This is a genomic window from Corynebacterium sp. LK2510 (assembly GCF_040946405.1).
In the GTDB taxonomy this organism is placed as follows: domain Bacteria; phylum Actinomycetota; class Actinomycetes; order Mycobacteriales; family Mycobacteriaceae; genus Corynebacterium.
In genome coordinates this window covers 20,005-44,616 of the sequence record NZ_JAYWLR010000006.1, presented here as the reverse complement: position 1 = coordinate 44,616, position 24,612 = coordinate 20,005, and the positions used below count along the sequence as shown (strand labels likewise).

23 protein-coding genes are annotated in these 24,612 nt (G+C 65.7%); 15 read left to right on the top strand and 8 right to left on the bottom strand.

From position 1 onward, the window contains the following. Positions 1 to 19: 19 nt before the first annotated feature. The 6 genes from rsmA to VVR41_RS04895 all read left to right on the top strand — a co-directional run bounded on the left by rsmA (position 20) and on the right by VVR41_RS04895 (position 6,679). Positions 20 to 874, top strand: a complete 855-nt coding sequence (gene rsmA, locus VVR41_RS04920; RefSeq protein ID WP_368523839.1) for a 16S rRNA (adenine(1518)-N(6)/adenine(1519)-N(6))-dimethyltransferase RsmA — start codon at positions 20 to 22, stop codon at positions 872 to 874. Continuing rightward, positions 864 to 1,835 carry a 4-(cytidine 5'-diphospho)-2-C-methyl-D-erythritol kinase gene (locus tag VVR41_RS04915; RefSeq protein ID WP_368523838.1) on the top strand — a complete coding sequence of 324 codons (972 nt, stop codon included), beginning with the start codon at positions 864 to 866 and terminating at the stop codon, positions 1,833 to 1,835. Before rsmA ends, VVR41_RS04915 begins: the two co-directional genes overlap by 11 nt. 50 nt (positions 1,836 to 1,885) lie before the next feature. Then, a complete protein-coding gene (locus tag VVR41_RS04910; protein ID WP_368523837.1) occupies positions 1,886 to 2,548 on the top strand; it encodes a 3'-5' exonuclease in 663 nt (220 codons plus the stop codon). Positions 2,549 to 2,576: 28 nt separating this feature from the next. Next, positions 2,577 to 4,382, top strand: a complete 1,806-nt coding sequence (locus tag VVR41_RS04905) for an ABC-F family ATP-binding cassette domain-containing protein (protein WP_368523836.1) — start codon at positions 2,577 to 2,579, stop codon at positions 4,380 to 4,382. Between the two features lie 349 nt (positions 4,383 to 4,731). Beyond that, positions 4,732 to 5,874, top strand: a complete 1,143-nt coding sequence (locus VVR41_RS04900; protein WP_321102134.1) for an NRAMP family divalent metal transporter — start codon at positions 4,732 to 4,734, stop codon at positions 5,872 to 5,874. A 10-nt stretch (positions 5,875 to 5,884) separates the two neighbouring features. Further along, a complete protein-coding gene (locus tag VVR41_RS04895; protein WP_368523835.1) occupies positions 5,885 to 6,679 on the top strand; it encodes a putative hydro-lyase in 795 nt (264 codons plus the stop codon). Here VVR41_RS04895 and VVR41_RS04890 read toward each other — a convergent pair. The 4 genes from VVR41_RS04890 to VVR41_RS04875 are packed head-to-tail and all read right to left on the bottom strand — an operon-like array spanning position 6,676 to position 11,378. Then, a complete protein-coding gene (locus tag VVR41_RS04890; RefSeq protein WP_368523834.1) occupies positions 6,676 to 7,317 on the bottom strand; it encodes a GntR family transcriptional regulator in 642 nt (213 codons plus the stop codon). The genes VVR41_RS04895 and VVR41_RS04890 overlap by 4 nt on opposite strands. 10 nt (positions 7,318 to 7,327) lie before the next feature. Beyond that, positions 7,328 to 9,052 (bottom strand): biotin carboxylase N-terminal domain-containing protein, encoded by a 1,725-nt coding sequence (locus VVR41_RS04885; protein ID WP_368523833.1) that lies wholly within the window; start codon positions 9,050 to 9,052, stop codon positions 7,328 to 7,330. Positions 9,053 to 9,062: 10 nt separating this feature from the next. Continuing rightward, positions 9,063 to 10,619, bottom strand: coding sequence for a carboxyltransferase domain-containing protein (locus tag VVR41_RS04880; RefSeq protein WP_368523832.1), 1,557 nt, complete (start codon positions 10,617 to 10,619; stop codon positions 9,063 to 9,065). Next, positions 10,620 to 11,378 (bottom strand): LamB/YcsF family protein, encoded by a 759-nt coding sequence (locus VVR41_RS04875; RefSeq protein WP_368523831.1) that lies wholly within the window; start codon positions 11,376 to 11,378, stop codon positions 10,620 to 10,622. It lies immediately after the preceding gene. A 108-nt stretch (positions 11,379 to 11,486) separates the two neighbouring features. Here VVR41_RS04875 and VVR41_RS04870 point away from each other — a divergent pair, with 108 nt between their 5' ends. Together VVR41_RS04870 and ppk2 are read left to right on the top strand one after the other, a co-directional pair. Next, the gene (locus tag VVR41_RS04870; RefSeq protein ID WP_368523830.1) at positions 11,487 to 11,810 is read left to right on the top strand and encodes a putative quinol monooxygenase; all 324 of its coding nucleotides are present in this window, start codon (positions 11,487 to 11,489) and stop codon (positions 11,808 to 11,810) included. 4 nt (positions 11,811 to 11,814) lie between these two features. Beyond that, positions 11,815 to 12,651: a polyphosphate kinase 2 gene (ppk2, locus tag VVR41_RS04865; RefSeq protein ID WP_321102924.1), complete on the top strand. Its 837-nt coding sequence runs from the start codon at positions 11,815 to 11,817 to the stop codon at positions 12,649 to 12,651. Here ppk2 and VVR41_RS04860 read toward each other — a convergent pair. Continuing rightward, entirely contained in the window at positions 12,648 to 13,214 is a 567-nt protein-coding gene (locus tag VVR41_RS04860) for a DNA-3-methyladenine glycosylase (protein ID WP_368523829.1), read from the bottom strand. The genes ppk2 and VVR41_RS04860 overlap by 4 nt on opposite strands. A 46-nt stretch (positions 13,215 to 13,260) precedes the next feature. Between VVR41_RS04860 and VVR41_RS04855 the strand changes: the two genes are divergently transcribed. Both VVR41_RS04855 and VVR41_RS04850 read left to right on the top strand, forming a co-directional pair. Next, entirely contained in the window at positions 13,261 to 14,268 is a 1,008-nt protein-coding gene (locus VVR41_RS04855; protein ID WP_368523828.1) for a 3-hydroxyisobutyryl-CoA hydrolase, read from the top strand. 146 nt (positions 14,269 to 14,414) lie between these two features. Continuing rightward, positions 14,415 to 15,815, top strand: coding sequence for a glyceraldehyde-3-phosphate dehydrogenase (locus VVR41_RS04850; RefSeq protein ID WP_409338277.1), 1,401 nt, complete (start codon positions 14,415 to 14,417; stop codon positions 15,813 to 15,815). 81 nt (positions 15,816 to 15,896) lie between these two features. On the opposite strand, the gene VVR41_RS04845 is transcribed toward VVR41_RS04850, so the two are convergent. Together VVR41_RS04845 and VVR41_RS04840 are read right to left on the bottom strand one after the other, a co-directional pair. Beyond that, positions 15,897 to 17,033 (bottom strand): glycosyltransferase family 4 protein, encoded by a 1,137-nt coding sequence (locus VVR41_RS04845; RefSeq protein WP_368523826.1) that lies wholly within the window; start codon positions 17,031 to 17,033, stop codon positions 15,897 to 15,899. Beyond that, positions 17,034 to 18,230, bottom strand: a complete 1,197-nt coding sequence (locus VVR41_RS04840; protein WP_368523825.1) for an NAD-dependent epimerase/dehydratase family protein — start codon at positions 18,228 to 18,230, stop codon at positions 17,034 to 17,036. It abuts the gene before it with no gap. Positions 18,231 to 18,353: 123 nt separating this feature from the next. Between VVR41_RS04840 and VVR41_RS04835 the strand changes: the two genes are divergently transcribed. The 3 genes from VVR41_RS04835 (at position 18,354) to VVR41_RS04825 (ending at position 22,015) form a co-directional block, all read left to right on the top strand. Continuing rightward, complete coding sequence (locus tag VVR41_RS04835; RefSeq protein WP_368523824.1) at positions 18,354 to 20,027, top strand: FAD-binding dehydrogenase; 1,674 nt, start codon at positions 18,354 to 18,356, stop codon at positions 20,025 to 20,027. Between the two features lie 95 nt (positions 20,028 to 20,122). Further along, positions 20,123 to 21,634, top strand: a complete 1,512-nt coding sequence (locus VVR41_RS04830; protein WP_368523823.1) for a DASS family sodium-coupled anion symporter — start codon at positions 20,123 to 20,125, stop codon at positions 21,632 to 21,634. Between the two features lie 21 nt (positions 21,635 to 21,655). Beyond that, on the top strand, positions 21,656 to 22,015 hold the full coding sequence (locus tag VVR41_RS04825) for a DUF2200 domain-containing protein (protein ID WP_368523822.1): 360 nt from the start codon (positions 21,656 to 21,658) through the stop codon (positions 22,013 to 22,015). A 4-nt stretch (positions 22,016 to 22,019) separates the two neighbouring features. Here VVR41_RS04825 and VVR41_RS04820 read toward each other — a convergent pair whose 3' ends face one another. Continuing rightward, positions 22,020 to 22,418: a hypothetical protein gene (locus tag VVR41_RS04820; RefSeq protein WP_368523821.1), complete on the bottom strand. Its 399-nt coding sequence runs from the start codon at positions 22,416 to 22,418 to the stop codon at positions 22,020 to 22,022. A gap of 50 nt (positions 22,419 to 22,468) precedes the next feature. Here VVR41_RS04820 and VVR41_RS04815 point away from each other — a divergent pair, with 50 nt between their 5' ends. Further along, positions 22,469 to 23,599, top strand: a complete 1,131-nt coding sequence (locus tag VVR41_RS04815; RefSeq protein ID WP_368523820.1) for a YihY/virulence factor BrkB family protein — start codon at positions 22,469 to 22,471, stop codon at positions 23,597 to 23,599. Positions 23,600 to 23,654: 55 nt separating this feature from the next. Beyond that, positions 23,655 to 24,542: an SDR family oxidoreductase gene (locus VVR41_RS04810; protein WP_368523819.1), complete on the top strand. Its 888-nt coding sequence runs from the start codon at positions 23,655 to 23,657 to the stop codon at positions 24,540 to 24,542. Positions 24,543 to 24,612: the final 70 nt, after the last annotated feature.

The window sequence follows — 24,612 nt, the reverse complement described above, 5'->3', positions numbered from 1 at the left end:
CCTGCTAACGTAGGCGGACATGACTGGTGTTCACCTCCTCGGGCCTGCGGAGATCCGCGAGCTCGCTGGCGAGCTTGACGTGGTGCCCACAAAGAAGCTCGGCCAAAACTTTGTCCACGACCCGAACACGGTGCGCCGCATCGTCGGCGAAGCCAAGCTTTCCGCCGACGACATCGTCGTCGAGGTCGGTCCGGGACTGGGCTCGCTGACTCTCGGGCTTGTTGAGCAGGCGCAGCGAGTCGTCGCTCTCGAGATCGACTCCCGCCTCGCCGGGCGCCTCACGCAGACGGTGGGGGAGCGGGCGCCGCAGGAGACCGCGGACAGGCTGACGGTCATCAACACTGACGCGCTCAAGGTCGTCCGAGCCGATCTGGATGTCGAACCCACTGCGCTCGTGGCCAACCTGCCGTACAACGTGTCGGTGCCGGTTCTGCTGCACCTGCTGGAGGAGTTTCCGTCGATAAGCTCGGTGCTCGTCATGGTGCAAAATGAGGTCGCGGACCGCCTCGCCGCGAAGCCGGGAAGCAAGATTTACGGCGTGCCGAGCGTGAAGGCGTCGTTCTACGGGTTGGTGTCGTTTGCCGGATTGATCGGCAAAAACGTCTTCTGGCCGGCCCCCAACATCGAGAGCGGGTTGGTGCGCATTGAGGCGTTCCGCCCGTACCCGGCCGAACTGCGCGAGGTGGTTTTCCCGCTTATCGACGCCGCCTTCGCCCAGCGCCGCAAAACCCTGCGCTCGACACTGGCAGGTGTGTACGGCTCTCCCGCCGCAGCCGAGGAGGCCCTGCGCGCAGCCGAGATCGATCCAGGCCTGCGCGGCGAGAAGCTCTCTGTCGACGACTTCGTACGATTGGGGCGCGCCCGTGTCTCATGAGTTTGCCGCCACCGCTCCCAGCAAGGTCAACCTCCACTTGGGTGTGGGGGAGGCGCGTAGCGACGGCTACCACGACCTAGTCACCGTGTTCCAGGCTGTGGACCGCCGCGAGACGGTGCGCCTGCTGGTGAACCCGGAGATGCGCTCTGTGGTCAGCGGTTCGGTTGTCACGGGCATGTCCACGTTCTTCGAGGTAGAAGAACCGCACGAGGACATCAACCACGCGTGCAACCTGGCGTGGCGCGCCGTCGACGCGGTGGTGGAGGAGTACCGCCGCCAGTACCCCCACGCGGACGTCGCGCTGCCCGCGGTGAAGATTGTGGTGGAGAAGCCCGTGTTTGTCGCCGGTGGCATGGCGGGCGGGTCCGCGGATGCGGCGGCGGCGCTCGTCGCGGCGAACGCCTACATCGCCCACTTCGGCAACGCGCCGCTCGAGCATGCTGCCATCGAGCGAATTGCCGGCCAGCTCGGCGCAGACGTGCCGTTTTGCCTGATGGGTGGTGTCGCGCTCGGCACCGGCCGCGGCGATGAGCTCGTGGAGCTTATGGCCCGCGGAAGCTACCACTGGGTCTTCATCAACCCCCGCCTCGGCCTGCCAACGGGAAAGGCGTTTTCGCTTCTCGACGACCTTCGGCACAACTCCGCCTCCCTCGTCCCGCACCTCGACACTTCTGCTTTGTCGCAGGCGCTGCTAACGGGTGACCCGGCCGCGGTCGCCCCTGTGCTGCACAACGATTTGGAGGCGGCGGCGGTGCGGATGCGCCCGCAGCTGCGCCAGCTCGTCGTGGTGGCCGGGGAGGCCGGTCTGCGCGCGATTGTTTCTGGTTCTGGCCCCACCGTTGCGGTGCTGTGCGAGGACGAGCGCCACGCGGACGCGGTGTTGCGCGAGCTCAGCGTAGCTTTCCCGAACTACGAGGCGTTCGCCGCTGCCGGCCCGTCTCCCGGAGCCGCCCTCCTCTAATTCGAACAGACGTTGCATCTGGTGTCGGGGTTGGCGAATACATTGACGGCATGAACATCACCGGTGCCTTGCGCAGTCTCCTCGACGGCGCCCCAGTTGTGGGCTCCGCCGACGTCATCCCTGCCCCCACGCGGTCGCGTACTAGACCAGCATCGGTCTACATCCCCACACGTGCGGCGTTGCTGAGCGACACGTTCGTCGCGGTCGATTTCGAGACCGCGAACCGGATCGGTGGGGCGTCCGCGTGCCAGGTCGGCCTGGTCAAAATCTCAGGCGGGGAGGTCGTGGATACTTTCTGCACGTACTTGCGCCCGCCGGAGGAGCACATCGCTTTCGAGTTCTCCCACATCCACGGCATTTACCGGGGTGATGTGGAAAACGCACCAACCTGGTTCGACATTGCGGATCGCGTGTGGGAGTTCGTGCAGGGGGTGCCGGTGTGGGCCCACAACGCGACCTTCGACGCGTCCGTGTGGCGCGGGCTGGACCGCTACTACTCCACGGGTACGTTCCCGGAGGAGTTCTACTGCACGTGCCGCACAGCCCGCAGGCTGATTCCGGAGCTGCCAAACCACAGGTTGCCCACCGTCGCGTCCTACTGCGCCCCGGGCTTTTCTTTCGAGCACCACCGCGCGGATTCCGACGCGCTGGCGTGCGCGCATATTGTCGCGATGCTGCAACGCAGCTCTTCGCGTAACTGCCTGCTGGCGTGAGCGCATAAGGCAATAGGATGGGAGGCCTATGGCTAACTTGATCAATCTCGAAAACGTCTCGAAGACCTGGGGGCTGAAAACGCTTCTCGACGGCGTCTCGCTCGGCGTCCAGACGGGACAGCGCATCGGCATCGTCGGCGTCAACGGCGGCGGCAAGACGACCCTGCTCGAGGTCCTTACCGGTATTGAGGAACCCGGCTCTGGCCGCGTGTCCCACGCCTCGGGGCTGCGCATGGCGGTGGTGACCCAGCGCTTCGACCTCGACGAGGCGTTGACGGTGGGCCAGGCGGTCGTGGAACCGCTTGGACTACAGACGTTCGAGTGGGCCTCGAACGCCAAGGTCCGCGAGGTGCTGCAGGGAACGGGTGTGGTCGACTTGGGCCTGGATACCCCGGTGGGCAACCTCTCCGGCGGCGAGCGGCGCAGGGTCAACCTCGCCGCCGCCTTGGTTCAAGACTTGGACCTCGTGGTGCTCGACGAGCCGACCAACCACCTCGATGTCGAGGGCGTGCAGTGGCTGGCGGACCACCTGATGAGCAGAAAGCTCGCCGTCGTCGTGGTCACGCACGACAGGTGGTTCCTTGACACGGTGGCAGGGCTGACGTGGGAGGTTCACGACGGTGTCGTGGACGTCTACGAGGGCGGCTACAACGACTGGACCTTCGCCCGTGCCGAGCGTGCCCGCCAGGCCGACGCGATGGAGCAGCGCCGCCAGAACCTGGCCCGCAAGGAACTCGCGTGGCTGCGCCGCGGCGCCCCGGCTCGCACGTCGAAGCCGCGCTACCGCATCGAGGCAGCCGAGGCGCTCATCGCCAACGTGCCCGCCCCGCGCGACAAGGTCAAGCTGATGTCGTTCTCCCGGCAGCGCCAGGGCAAGGTCGTCATCGAGCTCGAAGACGCGCGCATCGACGCACCGGACGGGCGCACCCTCGTCGAGCACTTGACATGGCGCCTCGCGCCGGGCGAGCGCATCGGCTTGGTGGGAGTGAACGGCTCCGGAAAGACGACGCTGCTGCGTACACTCGCAGGCGAGTACCCGCTTACTGCCGGAAAAAGGATCGAGGGGCAGACGACCCGCATCGGGTGGCTGCGCCAGGAGCTCGACGACCTGGACCCGGAGCGCAGCGTCCTCGACGCAGTGGAGGACGTGGCCAACTACGTGCAGTTGGGCAACCGCGACATCTCGGCCGCACAGCTCGCCGAGCGGTTGGGGTTTTCGCCGAAGCGGCAGCGCACCCCGATCAAGGATCTCTCGGGAGGGGAGCGGCGCCGCCTCCAGCTCACGCGCGTGCTGATGTCCGAGCCGAACGTGCTGCTGCTTGATGAGCCGACCAACGACCTCGACATTGACACGCTCCAGGAACTCGAGGACCTCCTGGACAACTGGCCGGGCACGCTCGTGGTCATCTCCCACGACCGCTACCTCATCGAGCGCATCGCGGATACCACCTACGCGTTGTTCGGCGACGGCACGCTGACCAACCTTCCTGGAGGAATCCAGCAGTACATCGAGCGCCGGGCGGCGGCAGCCGCCACGGGCGGCACGCTCGATCTTGGTCAGGCGCGGGAGAAGGTGGGCGTCGATAAGCAATCGGGCTTGAGCTCCCAGGAAGAGCGAGAGATCCGCAAGAAGATGAACGCGCTCGAGCGCCGCATCGCCCGCGCTGAGGAGCAGGCGGAGGCGAAGGAGGCCACCATCGCGGAGATGTCGGGACAGCCGGCCCCGGATTTCGAAGCGATCGCTGCCGCGACGCGCGAGCTCGGCGGGATCAGGGAGCAGCGCGACGAGTGGGAGATGGAGTGGCTCGAGCTTGGTGAGGCTCTCGAGTCGTAGCGTCTACCCCCGAGGGGACGTGGCAGTTGAACGGTGTGATTATGCGGTAGCGCGCAAGAAACGTCGCTTTTGTGCGCGGAAGCACCTCCTGGATGCGCATAAAAGTGTTCCTTATTGTTGAACGATCGCGGGGGTAAATCGTGGCGCGATCTAGTGGTGATTCACACCCTGTGGCCTAATATTTCTCCCATCACGTTCAACAATTCATGAAAGGGGCGTCACAGTGAGTGCTTTCACGACTCCCGACGGCGGATCCACCAAGGTCACCGCCGGCGCCGACACCACCGACAACTCCTCCGCTCCTGCCATCTCCCGCGGAATCGGGCCGGCCGTCGGCGCCGTCTTCCTGATGGCCACGTCCTCGATCGGACCGGGCTTCCTCACCCAGACCTCCGTGTTTACGGTCCAGCTGGGTGCCGCGTTCGCGTTTGCGATCCTCCTGTCGATCCTCGTCGACATCGCCATTCAGCTCAACGTCTGGCGCGTCCTCGGCATCTCCGGGCTGCGCGCCAACGAGCTGGGCAACCGCGTGCTCCCGGGACTAGGTTGGTTCCTCGCGGTGCTTGTCTTCATCGGTGGCGTCGTCTTCAACATCGGTAACATTGCCGGCACCGGCCTCGGCTTCAACGCGATGTTCGGCCTCGATCCGAAGATCGGCGGTGCCATCTCGGCAGCCATCGCCATCTTCGTCTTCCTGTCCAAGCGCGCAGGCGTGGCGCTTGACCGCATTGTCGTCGCCCTCGGCGCGATCATGATCCTGCTGATGCTCTACGTCGCCATCGTCTCCCAGCCCCCGGTGGGCGAGGCGCTGAAGCAGACCGTGCTTCCGGCAGAGGTCGACTTCCTCGTCATCACCACCCTGATCGGCGGCACCGTCGGCGGCTACATCACCTTCGCCGGTGTCCACCGCCTCATCGACTCCGGCAACTCTGGCGTGGCCAACCTGAAGTCAATCAGCAACTCCTCGATCATGGGCATCGTGGTCATCGGCATCATGCGCGTGCTGCTCTTCCTCGCCGTCCTCGGCGTGGTGTCCACGGGCGTGGCGCTGTCGCAGGACAACACCGCGGCGGACGCCTTCTACCAGGCAGCCGGCGAGTTCGGCCTCCGCGCCTTCGGCCTCGTGCTGTGGGCGGCCGGCCTGTCGTCCGTGATCGGCGCGTCTTACACCTCGGTGTCGTTCATCACCACCCAGCAGACCCCGGCTCGAACCCGCAACCTGCTGACCGTGGCCTTCATCGCGGTCTGCACGGTGCTTTACCTCCTGCTGGGTCAGGCGCCGCAGACCCTGCTCATCTTCGCCGGCGCCTTCAACGGCCTCATCCTGCCTATCGGCTTCGCCGTCGTGCTGTGGGCCGCATGGCGCCGCCCGGACCTCCTCCACGGCTACAAGTACCCCACCTGGCTTATCGTGATCGGCGCCATTGTCTTGCTGATCACCATCTACATGGGTGCGAGGTCGCTCACCGGCCTGGCACAGCTCTGGGCGTAGTCTCGGGGGCATGAGCCCCACAGTTGAGCCTCGCTCGATGAGCCCCGCGCAAGCCCGCGCGTTGTTTCGCGACACGTCTGTTGCGACAACAGCGGGCTTTTCGCTTGGGTACGCCCAGGCGAACCTCATCGCCCTGGACAAAAAGTACGCCTTCGATTTCCTCCTGTTCGCGCAGCGCAACCCCAAACCTTGTCCGGTCCTCGGGGTGCTCGAATCGGGACAGCTATCCTCAGAGCTCCTTCCCGGCGGGGACATTCGCACCGACATTCCGTCCTACCGGATCTTTCGCCACGGCAAGCTTGTCGACGAAACCCCGGACGCCACCGCCTATTGGACCGACGACACCGTCGCCTTCCTCATCGGCTGCTCCTTCACTTTCGAGCAGGCGCTCCTCCAAGCTGGCGTGCCCGTCGCCCACATCGCGCAGGGCCGCAACGTCCCGATGTACCGCACGAACATCCCGTGCGCACCAGCAGGGGTGTTCTCCGGACCGATGGTTGTGTCCATGCGCCCGATCCCGGCGGCTAAGGTCGCTGACGCCGTGCGGGTCACATCGCGCTACCCGGCGGTGCATGGCGCACCGGTCCACGTCGGGGACCCGGCCGCGATCGGCATCACCGATCTGGACAATCCTGACTTCGGGGAGGCCGTCGACATCGCTCCTGGCGAGATTCCCGTGTTCTGGGCGTGCGGAGTCACCCCGCAGTCGGTGGTGATGGACTCCACACCGGATCTGGCCATCTGCCATTCCCCGGGCAAGATGCTCGTCACCGACATCCGGGACAGTTTTTACCAGGTGCCCTAAGACAGGTAGGCGGGGTCGTGTTCGCGCAGCAGGGCGTCGACCTCGTCGAAGGTGTGCAGCATCTGCCCGTGGAGCAGGTGGGCGGCGTCCTCGCGGCCATTGTCGCGCAGCGCCGCCACGACGGCAGCGTTGTTGTCGATGTAGGGCGCGTGGAAGTCCGGCACGTGCTTGATCACGGTGAGGAAGGACAGCCGCATGTAGGCGGCGATGCGCGACATGGTGGACTCCAAGGTGGAGGACCCGGTGGCGGCGACGATGCGCAGGTGGAACTTCTGGTTCAGCCGGCCGACGTCGCCCAGCTCGCCGGCATCCAGTGCCGCGCGGGCGGCGCGGACGTTGTCCTCGAGGGCATCGACGGGGAGGTCCTCGCCCCACAGGATGGCAGCGGGTTCAATGGCGGCGCGGGCGCGGAAGACGTCGCCAAGCGTGGCGGCAGACGGCGTGGCAAGGAATACCCCGCGGTTGGGGATGCGCTCGCACAACCCGTCGGAGACCAGCAGCGAGAGAGACTCGCGCAGCGTGTTGCGCGAGACGGCTAGCTCCGCCGCCAAGCGCACCTCGTTGAAGCGTTGCCCAGGCTCGTACTCCCCGTCGGAGATGGCTTGACGCAGCTGGTCAGCGACGGTGAGAGGGAGCATAGAAACCTTTCTAGGCGATGGTCGCAATCGTCGCGTTCGCCGTGACGCGTTCGCCCTGAGCGGCGGCGAGAGAGATCGTGCCGCCGCGCGGGGCCGTGATGGTGGATTCCATCTTCATTGCCTCGATAGTAGCGATCGCGTCTCCCGCGGCAACTTTGTCCCCGTCAGAGACCAGCCACTCAACAATCGTCGCTTCGTATTTCGATGTCACCGCGTTCGCGGAATCGGTTCCGGCAGCGGGGGAGTCAGCAGGCGCGGCAGGCCCACCTGAGTTGAGCAACGCCACCGGGATGCCGATGGTGTGGAGCTTGCCGTCGATCTCGATGACGATGGAGGCGCGCTCGTCGTAGATGTGCCCAATATCCTCGACCTGCTGGCGCGCCGACGGCGTGTAGTTATGGTCCACCCAGTCGGTGTAGACCTCGAGGGAATCGCCGGTGAGCTCCGGTGCGGTGACCATGTCGCGGTGGAACGGCAGCACGGAACGCACGCCCTCGATAGCGAACTCGGCGAGTGCCTGCTGCGCGCGGCGCAGCGCGGTATCCCGGTCCGGGCCCCAGACGACGAGCTTGCCCATGAGCGAGTCGTAGTAGGCCGGGATGGTGGTGCCGGTGCGCACGCCGGTGTCGATGCGCACCCCCGGACCTGTGGGGACGTCGAAACGCGTGATGGTGCCGGGGGAGGGGGCGAAGCCGTTGGTGACGTCTTCGGCGTTGATGCGGAACTCAAAGGCGTGGCCGGAGATCTCCGGGTCGGTCCCGGCGAAGGAGAGCTTTTCGCCCGCGGCGACGCGGAACTGCTCGGCGATGATGTCCACGCCGGTCACGGCCTCTGTCACCGGGTGCTCCACCTGGACGCGGGTGTTGACCTCGAGGAAGGAGACGGTGCCGTCCTCGGAAACGATGTACTCCACGGTTCCTGCGGAGACGTAGCCCGCCTTCTCGCAGATGGCGCGGGCGCCCTCCTCGATGCTGCGGCGCTGCTCGTCGGTGAGGAACGGTGCCGGGGCCTCTTCGATAAGCTTCTGGAAGCGGCGTTGCGTGGAGCAATCGCGGGTGCCCAACACCGCGACGTTGCCGTGGGTGTCGGCGATGACCTGCGCCTCGACGTGGCGCGGGTGCGTGAGGAACTTCTCCACGTAGCACTCGCCGCGGCCGAAGGCCTCGCGCGCCTCGCGGCCGGCCGAGTTGAACCCTTCCTCGATGTCGGCTTCGTCGAAGACGACCTTCAGTCCCCGTCCGCCGCCGCCGAAAGCGGCCTTGATCGCGATGGGCATTCCGTGCTCGGCGGCGAAGTCGCGGGCCTGCTCCCACGTCTCCAACGGCTCGGAGGTGCCGGGTGCGAGCGGGGCTCCCACCTCGACGGCGACGCTGCGGGCGGCGAGCTTGTCGCCGAGCAGCTCGATCGACTCAGGCGCTGGGCCGATCCACGTCAGACCGGCGTCCTGGACGGTGCGGGCGAAGTCGGCGTTCTCGGAGAGGAAGCCGTATCCCGGGTGCAGGCAGTCGGCGCCGGCGCGGTGCGCGATGTCGATCAGGGCAGGGATGTTCATGTACGTCTCCGCGGACGTTTTGCCAGGCAGGAGGTACGCCTCGTCGGCGATCTGCGTGTGCAGTGCGCCGGTGTCGGGTTCGGAGTATACGGCGATGGAACGGATGCCGAGGTCGCGGGCGGTGCGGGCGATGCGCACGGCGATTTCGCCGCGGTTGGCGATCAGTACTGCTTTGAGTTTCATGGGGAGGTCCTTACAGGGAGTAGAGCTCGAAGCGGATCGTGCCGCCGGGTGGGAGTTGGGCTGCGATGTCGACGTCTTCGCTGATCACGGTCGCGATCACGGGGTAGCCGCCGGTCACGGCGTGGTCGCGGAGGAAAAGGACGGGTTGGCCGGATGGTGGGATCTGCACCGACCCGGCCACCATGCCTTCCGACGGCAGTTCCCCGACGTGCTCGCGCTCAAGGGGCGTGTCGGATTCCAGGCGCAGGCCGATGCGATTCGCCCGTGCCGTAACCGTAAACGTCGTGGAGAGGAAGCGCTCGACCTCCTCGCGGGAGAACCAGTCGTCGCGGGGGCCGAGCACGCAGCGCACGACGCCGACGGTGTCCACGCCCTCGCGGGTGACGCGCAACGGGTTGGTTAGCCCAGCGTTCGTGGATTGCGGCCGGGTCAGTGACAGTGCGACGGTGTCGCCGGCCTGAAGGGGCGCGGGGCCGAGTCCGGAGAGCATGTCGGCGGAGGTGGAGCCCAGCTCAGTGTCGGCGACGAGGCCGCCGCGCACCGCGATGTAGTTGCGCATGCCTATCGACGGCGGCCGGATGACCACCTCCGCACCAGCCGGGACAATAACCGGCGTGGCCAGCAGGGCGGGGCGCCCGTCCACGGTGACCTCGGCATCGGCGCCGGTGACACAGATGACGGCTTCCGCGAGCGCGGTCAACCTCGCCCCGCCGATGTTCTCCAGCACAGTGGCAGTGCGAGTGTTGCCCACCGCAGCGTTCGCGGTGGCGGACGAGGCGCGGTCGGCGCAGCCCGAGGGGGTCACGCCGAGGTTGCCGTTGCCTGGACGCCCGAGGTCCTGGTAGAGCGTCTGCAGGCCAGGATCGTCGATGGTGAGGATCGGACGTCGCGGCGGCCGGTCGCGCTGGCGGCGCTTAGAGGACTCGCTCGGTGCCAGGGCATCGACGGCGACGTAGTGTACGCGGTCGCCCGGGGCCACGAGCGCGGGAGGCGTGGCCTCCGAGTCCCACATTGGGGTGCGCGTCGTGCCGATGAGCTGCCAGCCGCCCGGGGACACGCGCGGATAGACGGCGGAGAAGTCTCCCGCCAGCGCGACCGCACCAGCCGGGACCTCCGTGCGCGGCGAGGAGCGCCGCGGGATGTCGAGGGCGCGCGAGGAATCCTCGGGAACGCAGTAGGTAAACCCCGGGGCGAAGCCGCCGAAGGCGGCGACCCACGTGGTGGAGGTGTGCCACTCGATCAGCTCGGCCCGGCTCATGCTGAGCGACGCCGCGAGCTCCTCGACATCCGCCCCGTCGTAGAGCACCTCAATCTCGATGTCGCGCGGGGTGGCGCGCTCGGCGCGCCCCGGCTGGAACGAGCGCAGCCGGTCGGCGGCCCGCGTCGCGGCGGTAGGGGAGTCGAAGGTGACCAGTACGGTGCGGGCCGCGGCGACAACGTCGGTCTGGTGCTCGAGCGGGTCGCTGGACAACGCGGAATGCCAATCCATCACGGCATCCAGGTCCGGTAGATCCACGATGAGCGCGCGCGTGCCGACGCGCTTGATCTCGGCAGAAGGGTAAGTCATTTACAGGACGCTCCTGATCTCGATGCCCTCTTCGGCAAGGCGGGCGACGATGCTGCGGGTCAGCTCGACGGAGCCGGGGGAGTCGCCGTGGACGCAGACGGACTCTGCCGCGACCTTGAGCTCGGAGCCGTCGATAGCTGTCACCGAGCCAGTGGCCGCGACCTGGAGGACGCGCTCGGCCACCTGGGCGGGATCGTGGAGGATAGCGTTCGGCTCGCGGCGCGACACCAGGGTGCCGTCGGGGTTGTAGCCGCGATCCGCAAACGCCTCGCGGATGACGCGCAGGCCGGCCTTTTCTGCGATGTCCACGGCGACGCCACCCGGCAGGAGCATCACAGGCAGATCGCCGAATGCCTTGATGGCGTCGATGACGGCCTGGGCGTGCGCGGGGTGGTGGACGATGGTGTTGTAGAGCGCGCCGTGCGGCTTGACGTAGCTGACCTTCGTTCCCTGGGCGCGCGCGAGGGCGTCGAGGGCGCCGATTTGGTAGAGCACTTCGTCGGCAAGCTCGGCGGGGGCGTAGTCCACGAAGCGGCGGCCGAAGGCAACGGGGTCGTTGTAGGCGGGGTGGGCGCCGACGACGACGCCGGCGCGGGCGGCGTCGCCAAGCGTGCCCGCAATGGAGTGGGGGTCGCCCGCGTGGAAGCCGGTGGCCACGTTGGCGCTGGAGACCATAGTCAGCATGGCGGCGTCATCGGCGACGGGGTTTCCCGCGGTGGTCTCTCCGAGGTCAGCGTTGAGGTCGATGGTTGTGCTCATAGTGATGCAGCCTCTCTTTCCACGAGTTGTGGCCCCAACCACAATATTGTTCAACATCCATTTATACATCCCGCCCCGCTGAAATCGGAGCCTAGTACCGTGGGATGCATGATCCTGATCAACGTGAGATTCACCCCGAAGCCCGAGTACACGGAGAACTTCCGCGAGCTTGTCGACGAGTTCACGCAGGCAACCCGCGCCGAAGACGGCTGCCTGTTCTTCGAGTGGTACCGCAACGAGGACAACCCCGGCGAATACATCCTCGTCGAGGGGTTCAAAGACGATGCCGCCGAGGCACACGTCAACTCCGCGCACTTTGAGAAGGCGACGGAGCTGTTCCCCACGCTGCTCCAGGCGACCCCCGAGATCATCAACACCGTCATCGAGGGCAAGACCGAGTGGGATGCCATGGCGGAGTTCAAGGTAGATTAACCCTATGAGCAGCAGCAAGAGACCGCCGAAACTGTCGAAGAAGGCGTACGAGAAGGAATTGCTGCGCCTGCAAGCTGAGCTGGTGGAGATGCAGCAGTGGGTCGTCGAGACAGGTGCGCGCATCGTCATCGTCATGGAAGGCCGCGACGCCGCGGGCAAGGGCTCGGCAATCAAGCGCATCACTCAGTACCTCAACCCGCGCACGTGTCGCATCGAAGCGTTGCCCGCACCCACCGAGCGGGAGAAGACACAGTGGTACTTCGCCCGCTACATCGAGCGCCTGCCGGCGGCCGGAGAGATCGTCATCTTCGACCGCTCGTGGTACAACCGCGCCGGCGTGGAGCGCGTCATGGGGTTCTGCACCTCGCAGGAGTACCGCCGCTTCCTCCACCAGGCGCCCATCGTGGAGCGCCTGCTGGTCGAAGACGGCATCATGCTGCGCAAGTATTGGTTCTCCGTCTCCGACGAGGAGCAGTATCGCCGCTTCCAGTCGCGCCGGGAGGACCCGCTGCGCCGGTGGAAGCTTTCCCCGATGGATCTCGAGTCCATCAGCCGCTGGGAGGAGTACTCCCGCGCGAAAGACGAGATGTTTGTCCACACCGATATCCCGTCTGCGCCGTGGTTCACAGTGGAGAGCGAGGACAAGAAGCGCTCGCGCATCAACGTCATCTCACACCTGCTCTCGACGATCCCGTACGAGCACGTGGAAAACGACTTGCCCGTGATCCCCGAGCGCCCCAAGGGCGACGATTACAAGCGTCCGCCGCGCAACGAATTCAACTACGTGCCCGATGTGGCCGCGAAGCTGGAGCGGAAAAAGAAGAAGGACAAGAAGTCCTAACGGGGCCGGCCCCGCGGGGTCGACACCGTCGGGTCGCCCGGAATCCAAAACCGCAGCGGCGCAGACGCGTTCTTGCTGATGCCGATGCGCGGCCCGGCGACCCAGTCCGGTTCCGCCGCCCGCCCGCGCAAGCGGACATCGGCGCCGTTGTCCGTCAGTGCCAGACCAAGGGCTTGCCCGAGATTGCCTGGGCCGCGGGCGAGATTGTGGAACTCGATCGGCGCCCGCTCCGGGCGTTGGCGACGCTGCCTGGCCACCGCTTCTCCTGAGATGACCTCACCGCCCCGCAGCAAGCACCCCTGGCCGATGCCGTCCGGGGCGCAGACGATGTTGGCGTTGTAGTGAATGCCGTAGGAGAGGTAGACGTAGAACTTCCCCGGTGGGCCGAACATCGCCGCGTTGCGGGCGGTCTTGCCGTTGAACGTGTGCGACGCGGCGTCGTCCGCGCCCAAGTACGCCTCCACCTCCGTGATCCGGACGGCAACCCCGCCGTGGCTGACGACGCAGCCGAGAAGCTGCGGGGCGACGACGTCGGCGGGCTGGGAGAAATCGATCGAAGACATATCTATTTTCGTGGTGGGCGAGGCGGTGTTGTGGGACGCTGGGTGCATGAGTGAACCCGTCCAGACCAAGGTAGTCAACACCACAGGCATCATCACCCTCGATCGGCCAAAGGCCCTGAACTCCCTGAACCGGGAGATGGTCACGCTGATCGGCGAAGCTCTCGACGCGTGGCGCAAAGACGACGCCATCACCCAGGTTGTCATCCAGTCGTCGGGCAAGCACTTCTGCGCCGGGGGTGACGTGCGCTCCGCACGGGAAGGCATCCTCGCCGGCAACGGCGAGGAGGTCGACGCGTTTTTCGCGCAGGAGTACGCGATGAACCTGGATATCGCGAACTACCCCAAGCCCTACATCGCACTGCTCAAGGGCGTCACCATGGGCGGGGGTCTAGGTGTGTCCGCCCACGGCTCCCACGTCGTGGTTGCCGAGGGTGCTTTTGCCTCCATGCCGGAGATGAACATCGGCTACATCACGGACGTTGGCATGAGCTGGCACCTGCAGAACCTTCCCGGGCACCCTTCCCAGGGCCTGGGCACCTTCCTGGCCTTGACCGGCTACCGGCTCACCCCGGACGACATGCTTGCCACCGGGTTCGCCACCCACAAAACCGCCAGCGTCGACGGACTGGCAGAGCGCATCGCGGAAGAGGGGCTCGGCGTGCTTGATTCCGCCGAATTCACCACCGAAGCGCAGCAGTCCGAGCTCGCGCGGTGGTTCGAGGAGGTCGACGAAGTGTTCATCGGATCGTGGCGGCAGATCCGCGCCGCGCTCGACGCGCACCCCCAGTTGCGCGAGCTTACCGACGAGCTGACACAGCAGGCTTCTCCGTCGGCGTTGGTCGCGGCCGCCGAGCTGATGCAGGCCAACGCGTCGGTTGACCTGGCTACGGCGCTCGAAAATGAGCGCGTCTTAGGTGCGATGGTCTCGCGCGAGCCGGACTTCGCGGAAGGCGTGCGTGCGGTGCTCGTGGACAAAACCCAGGATGCTCAGTTCGCCCCCGAGGCGGACCCGGCTGGGTATCGCGCGGTGCTGACTACCCCCGAAACGATGTAAACGGGCGTCGAAAAGTGCCCGAATCGGCGCTCCCGCTAAACTCGAGAGCGCTTGCGTACCCCCGATCGCACCAGAAAAGGACGACTGTGACTGACACAACGACTCACCCCCGCAACTGGAACCACAACCTGACGCTGGCTCAGGAGATGGTTCCGCTGATTAGCCACCTGCACCGCGAGAACAGCGTCGCCACCTCTATCTACGGTCGTCTTCTGGTGGGCGTGACAGACGTCGATGTCATCAAGGCGCACCGCTACGGGCGCCGCATCGTCGAGCGCGAGCTGCCTCTCGACGACACGCTTCCCATCCTCAAGGAGCTCACTGAGCTCAACCTCGGCACCGCATCGATCGACCTCGGCCGTCTAGCCGAGGGCTTCTCCCGTACCGAGGGTAAGGACCTGCGCTCCTACCTCGAGGAGGAGCTCAAGGACGTGATCGGCGGAGCCAGCCAGGTCGAGCCTCGCGACGTCGTGCTCTACGGCTTCGGTCGCATCGGCCGTCTGCTCGCACGCATCCTCGTCGCTCACGAAGGCGTGTTCGGCGGCGTGCGCCTGCGCGCCGTGGTTGTGCGCAAGAAGGGCGACGACGACATCCACAAGCGCGCCTCGCTGCTGCAGCGCGACTCCGTCCACGGTTCCTTCCACGGCACGATCTCCGTCGAAGACGACAAGGAAATCATCTGGGCCAACGGCACCCCGATCCAGATGATCTACTCGGATGACCCGACCACCATCGACTACACCTCGTACGGCATCAACGACGCCATCTTGGTGGACAACACCGGTCGTTGGCGCGACCGTGCGGGCCTGTCCCAGCACCTCGAGGCCGAGGGCATTGCCCGCGTAGTGCTCACCGCGCCGGGCAAGGGCGATGTGCGCAACATCGTCTACGGCGTCAACCACTCCGACATCACGACCGACGAGTCTGACCACGTCATCTCCGCAGCATCCTGCACCACCAACGGCATCACCCCGGTGCTCAAGGTGATCAACGACCGCTACGGTGTCAAGCACGGACACGTCGAGACCGTCCACGCCTACACCAACGACCAAAACTTGGCCGATAACTACCACAAGGGCCCGCGCCGTGGCCGCGCCGCCGCCCTCAACATGGTTCTGACCGAGACAGGTGCGGCCAAGGCCGTGTCCAAGGCTCTCCCGGAGTTCGAGGGCAAGCTCACCGGCAACGCCATCCGCGTGCCCACGCCGGACGTCTCCATGGCCGTGCTCAACCTCGACCTGGAGACCGAGGTGGAGAAGGACGAGGTCAACGAGTTCCTCCGCCGCGTGGCCACAGAGTCGAACCTGCGCCAGCAGATCGACTACGTCAACTCCCCGGACATCGTGTCCACCGACCTGCTCGGGTCGACCCACGCTGGTGTGGTCGATGGTCTGGCCACGATCGCTTCCGGCAACCACCTCGTGCTCTATGTCTGGTACGACAACGAGTACGGCTACTCCCACCAGGTGGTTCGCATCGTTGAGGACATCGCGGGAGTGCGCCCGGACATCTACCCGGAGCGCACGGCACCGCAGGACATCCGCTAGCTCACGCTTGGCGACACCACCGGTGGGTGCGAGGAGGGCAACCTCCCCGCACCCACCGGTTCTTAGTTGGAGTAGGCGGCGCTACTGTTTCGCGGCCTGCGCCTGTTCGTAGAGCTCAACTAGGCGCTGCGTTGCTGCGCGCCACGTCCACGCGCAGGCCTCGCTGCGTGCCGCGCGGGACATCTCATCCCGCCGTCGCGGATCGGTCAGCACACTCTCCAGTGGATCAACCCACGCGGTGTCGGGCAGGTCCGGGTCCACCAGGTAGCCGGTTTCGCCGTCCTCGATGACGTATGGCAGCCCGCCGGCGCGGGCGGCCACGACCGGGACCCCGGAGGCGAAGGCCTCCAGCGCCGCGAACCCCAGGGTCTCGGTTGTGGAGGGAAACAGTAAAGCATCTCCGGAGGCGTAGGCCGCATGAAGCTGCTCGCCGGAAAGATAGCCCGTGAACGTGATCCAGTCGCGGTCCATTGTCCTGCGCAGCTCCTCACCCTGCGGGCCGTCGCCGACCAGCGCGAGGCGCGCATCGGGGACGCGCTCGCGCAGCGCCTCCATGATCCCGAGGGTGCGGGCTGTGGATTTCTCCGCGGAGAGGCGGCCGACGAAGAGGACCAGTGGTGCGTCCGGGTGGTCGTCGCTAAGCATTGCCCTGGTCTCACGGGAGCGCTTGGCGGGGTGGAAGCCGACGGTGTCGACGGCCTTCGGCCAGATCTGCACGTTCGGGATCCCGTACTCTCTCGCCTTGTCCAGCATGGGCGCGGAGGTAACCAAATTGACCTGGGCTTGGCCGTGGAACAGGCGGATGCCGAACCTGGAGGGCTTTTCCAGCCAGCGCGCGCCCAACCGCACCGTGTACTCGGGCACATCGGTGTGGAAAGAAGCGAGAATCGGCAGGCCCATCCGATTCGCCACGATGGAGGCGAAGCCCGCCATCCACATCGGGTTGACCGCGTGGACCACGTCCGGCCGGAAAGACCTGATCGCGCGGAACAGGCCGGGAGTGATCAGCCCGGCCCCGATCTCCGGGTAGATCGGCCAGAAGGGAACGGAGGGCACCCTCACCACGTCAAAGCCGGCGTAGGTTGGCGGGGGAGAGCCCGGGGCGACAATGAGTACCTCGTGGCCCATCTCTGCCAGCTGGTCCAAGGTGCGGGTGACGCGGGTGACCACACCGTCAATCTTCGGCAGGAAAACCTCCGTGATGACGACGATGCGCATCTACTTCTCGCCGGCGGGGACGCCCTCCGCCTGCTGCGCAGTCCACAGGGAGCGCGCGGGGATCTTGGAGCGGTCCGCACGGTCGGCGTACTTCTTCGCCACGTCCTCGACCTCGAGCAGGAGACCCTCGGCCAGGTGCGTCGGCTCCAGGCCGAGATCGAGGAAGGTGTCGTTGGACACGTGCAGCTCGTTCTCCGCCGACTCCTTACGCGGATTCGGCACCTGGGCAACCTCCGCGCCGGAGATGCGCGCCACCAGGTCGGCGAGGTCGCGCACCCGGTGTGTCTCGGTCATCTGGTTGAAGATCTTCATGCGTTCGCCGCGGGCCGGCGGGTTCTCCACGGCGATCTGGATACACTTCGCCATGTCGCGGATGTGGATGAAGGCGCGGGTCTGCCCGCCGGTGCCGTGGACAGTGAGCGGGTAGCCCACGGCTGCCTGCATGAGGAAGCGGTTGAGCACGGTGCCGTAGTCGCCGTCGTAGTCGAAGCGGTTGATCAGGCGCTCGTCGCGCTGCGTCTGCGGGGTGTGCGTGCCCCAGATGATGCCCTGGTGGAGGTCGGTGATGCGCAGCTCGTCGTTCTTCGCGTAGAACGCGAACAGGTTCTGGTCGAGCACCTTGGTCATGTGGTACACGGAACCGGGGTTGGAAGGATAAAGGATCTGCTGGTTTACGGTCTCGCCGGACTCGGTGGTCACCGAGACGTCGAGGTAGCCCTCGGGAATGGTCATTCCGGCGGTGCCGTAGCCGTACACGCCCATCGTTCCCAGGTGAACGACGTGGACGTCGAGGCCCGACTCGACGATGGCGACGAGGAGATTGTGCGTGGCGTTGACGTTGTTGTCCACCGTGTAGCGCTTCGTCCGGTTGTTCTTCATCGAGTACGGTGCCGCGCGCTGCTCGGCGAAGTGGATGACAGCATCCGGGCGGAATTCCTGGATGAAGTCCAGCAGTCCCTCGAAGTCCTGGGCGACGTCAATGTTGCGGAACTCGATGTCCTTGCCGGAGACTTCCTTCCACGCGGCGAGGCGCTCATTGATCGTCGCGATCGGAGTCAGCGATTCCGCACCGAGCTCCTCGTCGATCTTCCGGCGCGACAGGTTGTCGACGATGGCCACCTCGTGGCCGATGTCTGACAGGTGCAAAGAGGCCGGCCAGCCACAAAACCCATCGCCACCGAGAACTGCAATCCTCACGAAATCCTCTTTTCCACTGAATAATCGTTGCATAATCGCCCCACCTCAAAACAGTGAGAGCCTCCCGAATACGTTACCGCTGAATGCCTAAACGTGCTGGCCAACGCGCGGTATCCTGTCGCCATGGAAGCAAACCCCAACACTAAAGATGTGGTCACAGATGTAATTGTCGTCGGCTCGGGCCTGTCGGGCCTCGTTGCCGGGTACGAGGCGGTCAAGGCGGGGCGGCGGGTGGTGTTCGTCGACCAGGAAAACCGGGCCAACCTGGGTGGCCAGGCGTTTTGGTCGCTCGGCGGGCTGTTTATGGTGGGCTCTCCCGAGCAGTCGCTGATGCGCGTCACCGACACCGAGGAACTGGCGTGGGCTGACTGGGAGAACTCCGCCGACTACGACGACGCCGAACATGACGAGTGGCCGCGCAAGTGGGGCCGCGAATACGTGCGCTTCGCCGCGAATGAAATGCACGACTATCTGCACGATCTCGGACTGCGCATCCTGCCGACGATCGGCTGGGCGGAGCGCGGCTCCGGAGACGCCTCCGGGCATGGCAACTCGGTGCCGCGCTTCCACGTGACGTGGGGGACAGGCCCCGAGGTCGTGCGGGTGTTCCAGGAGCCCGTGGAGCGCGCGGAGCACGACGGCTTGGTGGAGTTCCGCTTCCGCCACCGCGTGGACGAGATCATTGTCGAAGGCGGCCGGGCGGTCGGCGTGCGGGGAGTGCGCCTTGCGGAGGACGATGGGGCGCGCGGGGAGGCGTCGACAAGCGAGGAGCTTGAGCCCTTCGAGCTTCGCGGCGCCGCTGTCGTCATCGCCACCGGCGGCATCGGCGGCAACTTGGAGAAGGTCCGCAGGACCTGGCCCGCGGATCGTTGGGGACCGTGCCCCGACAACCTGGTTACGGGTGTGCCTGAGTTCGTCGACGGGCGCGGCATCGACATCGCGTCCGAGGCAGGCGCGCGCCTGGTCAACACCGACCGGATGTGGCACTACCCGGAGGGCATGATCAACTGGAACCCGATCTGGCCGGGCCACGGCATCCGCATCATCCCAGGACCGAGCGCGATGTGGCTCGACGCCACCGGCAAGCGCCTGCCCGCAAACCTGTTCCCGGGATCGGACAACCTCGCCGCGCTTGCCCACATCGGAAAGACGGGCCACGGGTATTCCTGGTTCGTGCTCAACCAAGCGATCGCGGACAAGGAATTCATCTTCTCCGGATCGGAGCAGAACCCGGATCTCACGGACAAATCCCTGAAGAAGCTCGCGGGCAAGCTGACCTCCGGCACCCCGGGGCCGATTAAGGCGTTCGAGGACAACGGCGTCGACTGGGTCGTCGCGGACACGATCGAGGAGCTCGTCGCGGGCATGAACGAGCTTGGCGACGTCCCCGTCGACGGCGATCTTGTGCGCCGCCAGATCATCGAGCGCGATGCGCAGACGATGAATCCGTTCTCCAAGGATATCCAGGTCAACTACATCCGCATGGCCCGCGGCTTCCTCGGCGACAAGATCGTGCGCGTGCACCCGCCGCACAGGCTTCTCGACGAAACCAAGGGCCCGCTCATCGCCATCCGCCTGCACGTGCTGACCCGCAAGACGCTTGGCGGCATCGAGACCGACCTCGACGGCCGCGCGCTGCGCGGCGACGGCACACCGTTCGAGGGCCTCTACGCCTGCGGTGAGGCTTCCGGGTTTGGCGGCGGCGGAATGCACGGTAAGAACGCGCTTGAGGGCACGTTCCTGGGCGGGTGCATCCACTCCGGCAAGCGCGTCGGCGAGGCGCTGGGGCGGCGGTAGTGTCGCCTGTTTCACATGCCATTCGGATGCGGTTTTGACGTATCTCTCAGGTACTGTGAAAAGGCAAATCTATCTCTCTAAGAAGGGAAGTCAACGTGTCTACCACCAGCGTCCGTCGGACCGAGGCAGCGCCTGAGTCCGCATTGCCTGGGCCCATGGGACGGGGCAAACTCATTGCCTTCATTCTCGCCTTCGTGGCTCTCGGAGCAGTCCTTCTTCTCCCCATCGACGGGATCGGCTGGCAAGGCCAGATCGCGCTGGCGATGCTGGCGTTCGCCGTCATCATGTGGGTCACCGAGGCAGTCTCCTACCCGGTGAGCGCCGTGCTCATCATCGGGCTGATCTCGTTGCTGGCCGGCCTTTCGCCCGACCCGGAAAACCCGGGAGAGATCCTCGGCACCGGCGCGGCGCTTCGGACGGCGCTCGCCGGGTTCTCCACCTCCGCGGTGGCACTCGTCGCCGCCGCGCTTGCGCTGGCAACGGCGATGCAGGCCACCGGCCTGCACCGCAGGATCGCGCTGTATGTCCTGCGCTTCGCTGGTGAGAAGACGTCGAACATTGTGATCGGCGCCATCGTCATCTCAATCATCCTCGCCTTCTTCGTTCCTTCTGCAACAGCCCGCGCCGGCGCCGTTGTGCCGATTCTGCTCGGCATGGTCGCCGCGTTCGGCCTGTCCGTCCAGTCCAAGCTCGCTGCCCTCCTGGTCATCACAGCTACCCAGGCTGTGTCGATCTGGAACGTCGGTATCAAGACCGCCGCGGCGCAAAACCTCGTGGCCGTCGGCTTTATCGAGTCCGAGATGGGCCGCGGCGTGACCTGGGGCGAATGGTTCATGTGGGCAGCACCGTGGTCCGTGATCATGTCGGTCGTGCTCTTCTTTGTCATGCGGTGGGCGATCAAGCCTGAGGCAGAGCAGATCGAGGGCGGCCGCGAACTCGTCACTAAGCAACTTGCCGAGATGGGCCCGATGACCGCCGCCGAGAAGCGCCTGACCGCCATCGCGGTCGTCCTGCTCGGATTCTGGGCCACGGAGGGTGTGCTCCACCCGATTGATTCCTCCGTGATCACCCTCGCCGCCATCGGCCTGATGCTCCTGCCGGGCATCGGCGTGATGGACTTCAAGTACGCGCAGAACAACATCAACTGGGGCACACTGATCGTCTTCGCTGTCGGTATTTCCCTGGGTACCTTCTTGCTCAAGACCGGTGCGGCGACCTGGCTCTCCGAGACCACCTTCGGCGCCCTCGGCCTGGCCAGCCTGCCGCTGTTGGCCACCATCGCCTTGGTCTCGCTGTTCAACATCCTGATCCACCTCGGGTTCGCTTCCGCGACCTCGCTGTCGTCCGCGCTGATCCCGGTGTTCATCGCTCTTGCTGCGACCCTCGACGTTCCCGATGGCGGCATCGGATTCGTCATCATCCAGCAGTTCGTGATCTGCTTCGGTTTCCTGCTGCCGGTGTCTGCACCACAGAACATGCTGGCGTACGGTACCGGCGCGTTCACCACCCGCCAGTTCCTCAAGACGGGTATCCCGCTGACGATTATCGGCTACTTGCTCATCCTGCTGCTGTCCGCCACCTACTGGAACTGGATCGGTCTGGTCTAGCGCTGGTCTAGTCTGGTCTCCATGGCCAACTACGAGCGTGTGTACTCCTATCCTTTCGGCGACATCTACGCCAACTATGTGGCGAAAGCTAAGCGCAAAGGAAAGAGCACCGAAGAGCTCGACGATGTCCTCACCTGGCTGACCGGACACAGCACCGAGAGCCTCCACGCGGCGGCGCAGAGCGGCGAGGACCTCCGCGCGTTCTTTGCCAACGCGCCGCACCTGACCCCGCACACCAACCTGATCACAGGAGTGGTGTGCGGGGTTCGTGTTGAGGACATCGAGGACGAGCTGATGCAGAAGATCCGCTGGATGGACAAGCTTGTCGACGAACTCGCGCGCGGAAAGAAGCTCGAGTCGATCAAACGCTCCCCGAAGTAACTGGCTATTCCAGCACGATGCCGAGGTGAAGGCTGGATAGCTCGTGCTCGCCGGGGCCGGCCGGAAGGTCAGTTAGCTCGGCGATCGTCGCGCCGGTCACGCCGATGATCCAACCGAGGTTCGGGTCGAGTGCGGGGTCAACGGCGCGCTCGACCGGCACGAAAGTCACGGCTCGCGCGTCGGGGGCGGTGAGGCGCAAGGGGGCGTCGAGAAGCGAGAAAAGCTCGCGCGCCGTGTGGGGGAGCGTGACGATGACGAGGAGCTCGTCGGTGTCGGGGGAGAGGTTCGCCGTGTGTACGTGGAGTGAAGCGACGCGCTCGGTGCGAAACTGCTCCGGGTAATCGAGCAACCCGGAAGCGGCGTCGCCGGAAAGCAGCGCCCGCAGGCGGTCGAGAAGTCCCATGGGCGCAGTGTAGCGCGGCCTTTCTCCCACGACCGTTAGGCTTAAAAGCTATGAGCAAGAAGGAGTCGCCGGTGTCGTACCGGGCGGAAATGGTGCTGCCCTACGGCGAGCAGCCACTCGACGTGGTGACCCCACCAGGAGTGCTGCCCGACCCGTTGACGGCACCCGGCAACCGGCTGTCGCTGGCGGGGTGGACACTCGTGGCCAAGCGAGCCGTTACTGACTTCTCCGTCGACGCGCTCGTGGACCGCGCCGCCACCTTGACGTACTACGTCCTTCTCACCCTCGCTCCCGCGATCCTGGCGACGTACTCACTGGTACTGCTGATCCTGCCCAACACGGGAAACGACGTCCCGGAGCTCTTGCGCGAGCTCATCGGTCGCTACGTCCCCGACGAGCTGCACACGCAGGCGTTCTATCTCCTCGACGTCATCGTGGGCTCCCCATCCCAAAACACCGTCGCGCTCATCGCGTCCGTGGCAGTCTCGTTGTTGTCCGCGTCTGCCTACATCCGCTCATTCTCACGCAACGCCAACGTCATCTATGGCCGCTCGGAGGGGCGCAACCTCGTGGTCATCTGGGCAACCATGGGGTTGGCCACGGTCGTGCTCGAGGTCGGTGCGCTGTCAATTATCTTGGCGAGCCTCATGCGCGAGTCCATCATCATCGGGTTCTTCGCCCCTGTGGCCGAGCCGCTCAGCCTGACAGAGCAGCTGGAGTACCTCACCACGGTGTTCTTGCCGGTGTGGAGCTGGCTGCAGATTCCCTTCATCGCGGTCGTGGCGCTCGGGCTTATCTCCATGCTGTTCCACGTCGCCCCCAACGTCAACCGGGGCCGCTACCGGCCCATTACCGTGGGATCCGCCTTTGCTTTCGCGGTGATCCTGGCCATCTGGATCGGTTTCAGCATCTTTCTATCCACGGTGGGTGTGCGCTCCGCCTACGGTGCGTTCGGAACCGTGCTGACCGTGCTCGTCCTCGTCTGGCTGATGAACATGGTCCTGCTGCTGGGCGTCAAGGTCGACGCGGAGGTGCTCAGGGCCAAGGAACTGCAGCTGGGCTACGACTCCGAGCGGATGATCCAGGCGCCGCCGAAGTCGATGGAAGCGGTGCGATTCCGCATCCGGATCCGGCACTGGGTGGCCCGCACGGCCGAGCGAGTGAAAAACGCTCGCTCCTAATCGTCAGTAGGCTCGGAGCCAGTAAGTGCACGCTGAAATCTCATGGAGGAAGCCCATGTCGCACCTTATTGATCCGCGCTCAAAGTACCCTGTCATTTCCCCGCCGGACCAGCTCCAGCAGCACCCCGGCCTAGAGATCAAGGCGGACCCCGTTCCGGATCTCGGCATGGACACCTACACCGGCAGCGGAAAGCTGGAAGGACGCAAGGCTCTGATCACCGGCGGCGACTCCGGCATCGGCGCCGCAGCCGCCATCGCCTACGCCCGCGAGGGAGCCGACGTGGCGATCGCCTACCTGCCCGAGGAGCAGGAAGACGCGGACCGGATCATTGCCGCGATCGAGGACGCCGGCCGCACCGCCGTGGCTATCCCGGGTGACCTGCAGGACCTTCAGACCTGCATCGACACCGTCACCGCTGCGGTCGAGGGACTCGGCGGGCTAGACATCCTGGTCAACAACGCGTCGCGCCAGATCTGGCACGACGGCATCTTGGAGATCTCGGACGAGGACTTCGACGCGACCATGAAGACCAACATCTACTCCGCCTTCCGCGTGACCAAGGAGGCGGTCAAGCACATGCCGCCCGGATCCTCCATCATCTTCACGTCGTCGGTGCAGGCATACGATCCGTCGCCGACCCTGCTCGACTACGCCATGACCAAGTCCGCGATGAACAACCTAGCCAAGGGCCTGTCCATGGATCTGCTGGACAAGAAGGGCATCCGGGTCAACGCCGTCGCTCCAGGCCCGATCTGGACGGTGCTCCAGCCCAGCCACGGCCAGCCGCCAGAGAAGGTGCAGAAGTTCGGCCAGTCCTCGGAGATGGGCCGCGCCGGCCAGCCTGCCGAGCTCGCCGGAACGTATGTCTTCCTCGCTTCCGAGGACGCGTCCTACATCTCGGGCGCGACGTTCTCTGTCACCGGTGGTGCGCTCACGCCGTAAACCCACGCCCGCATGGCCTGCCTGCCGGCAGTAACTTGACAGGTGGGTCGTTCGTTCCCCATGTTCAAAA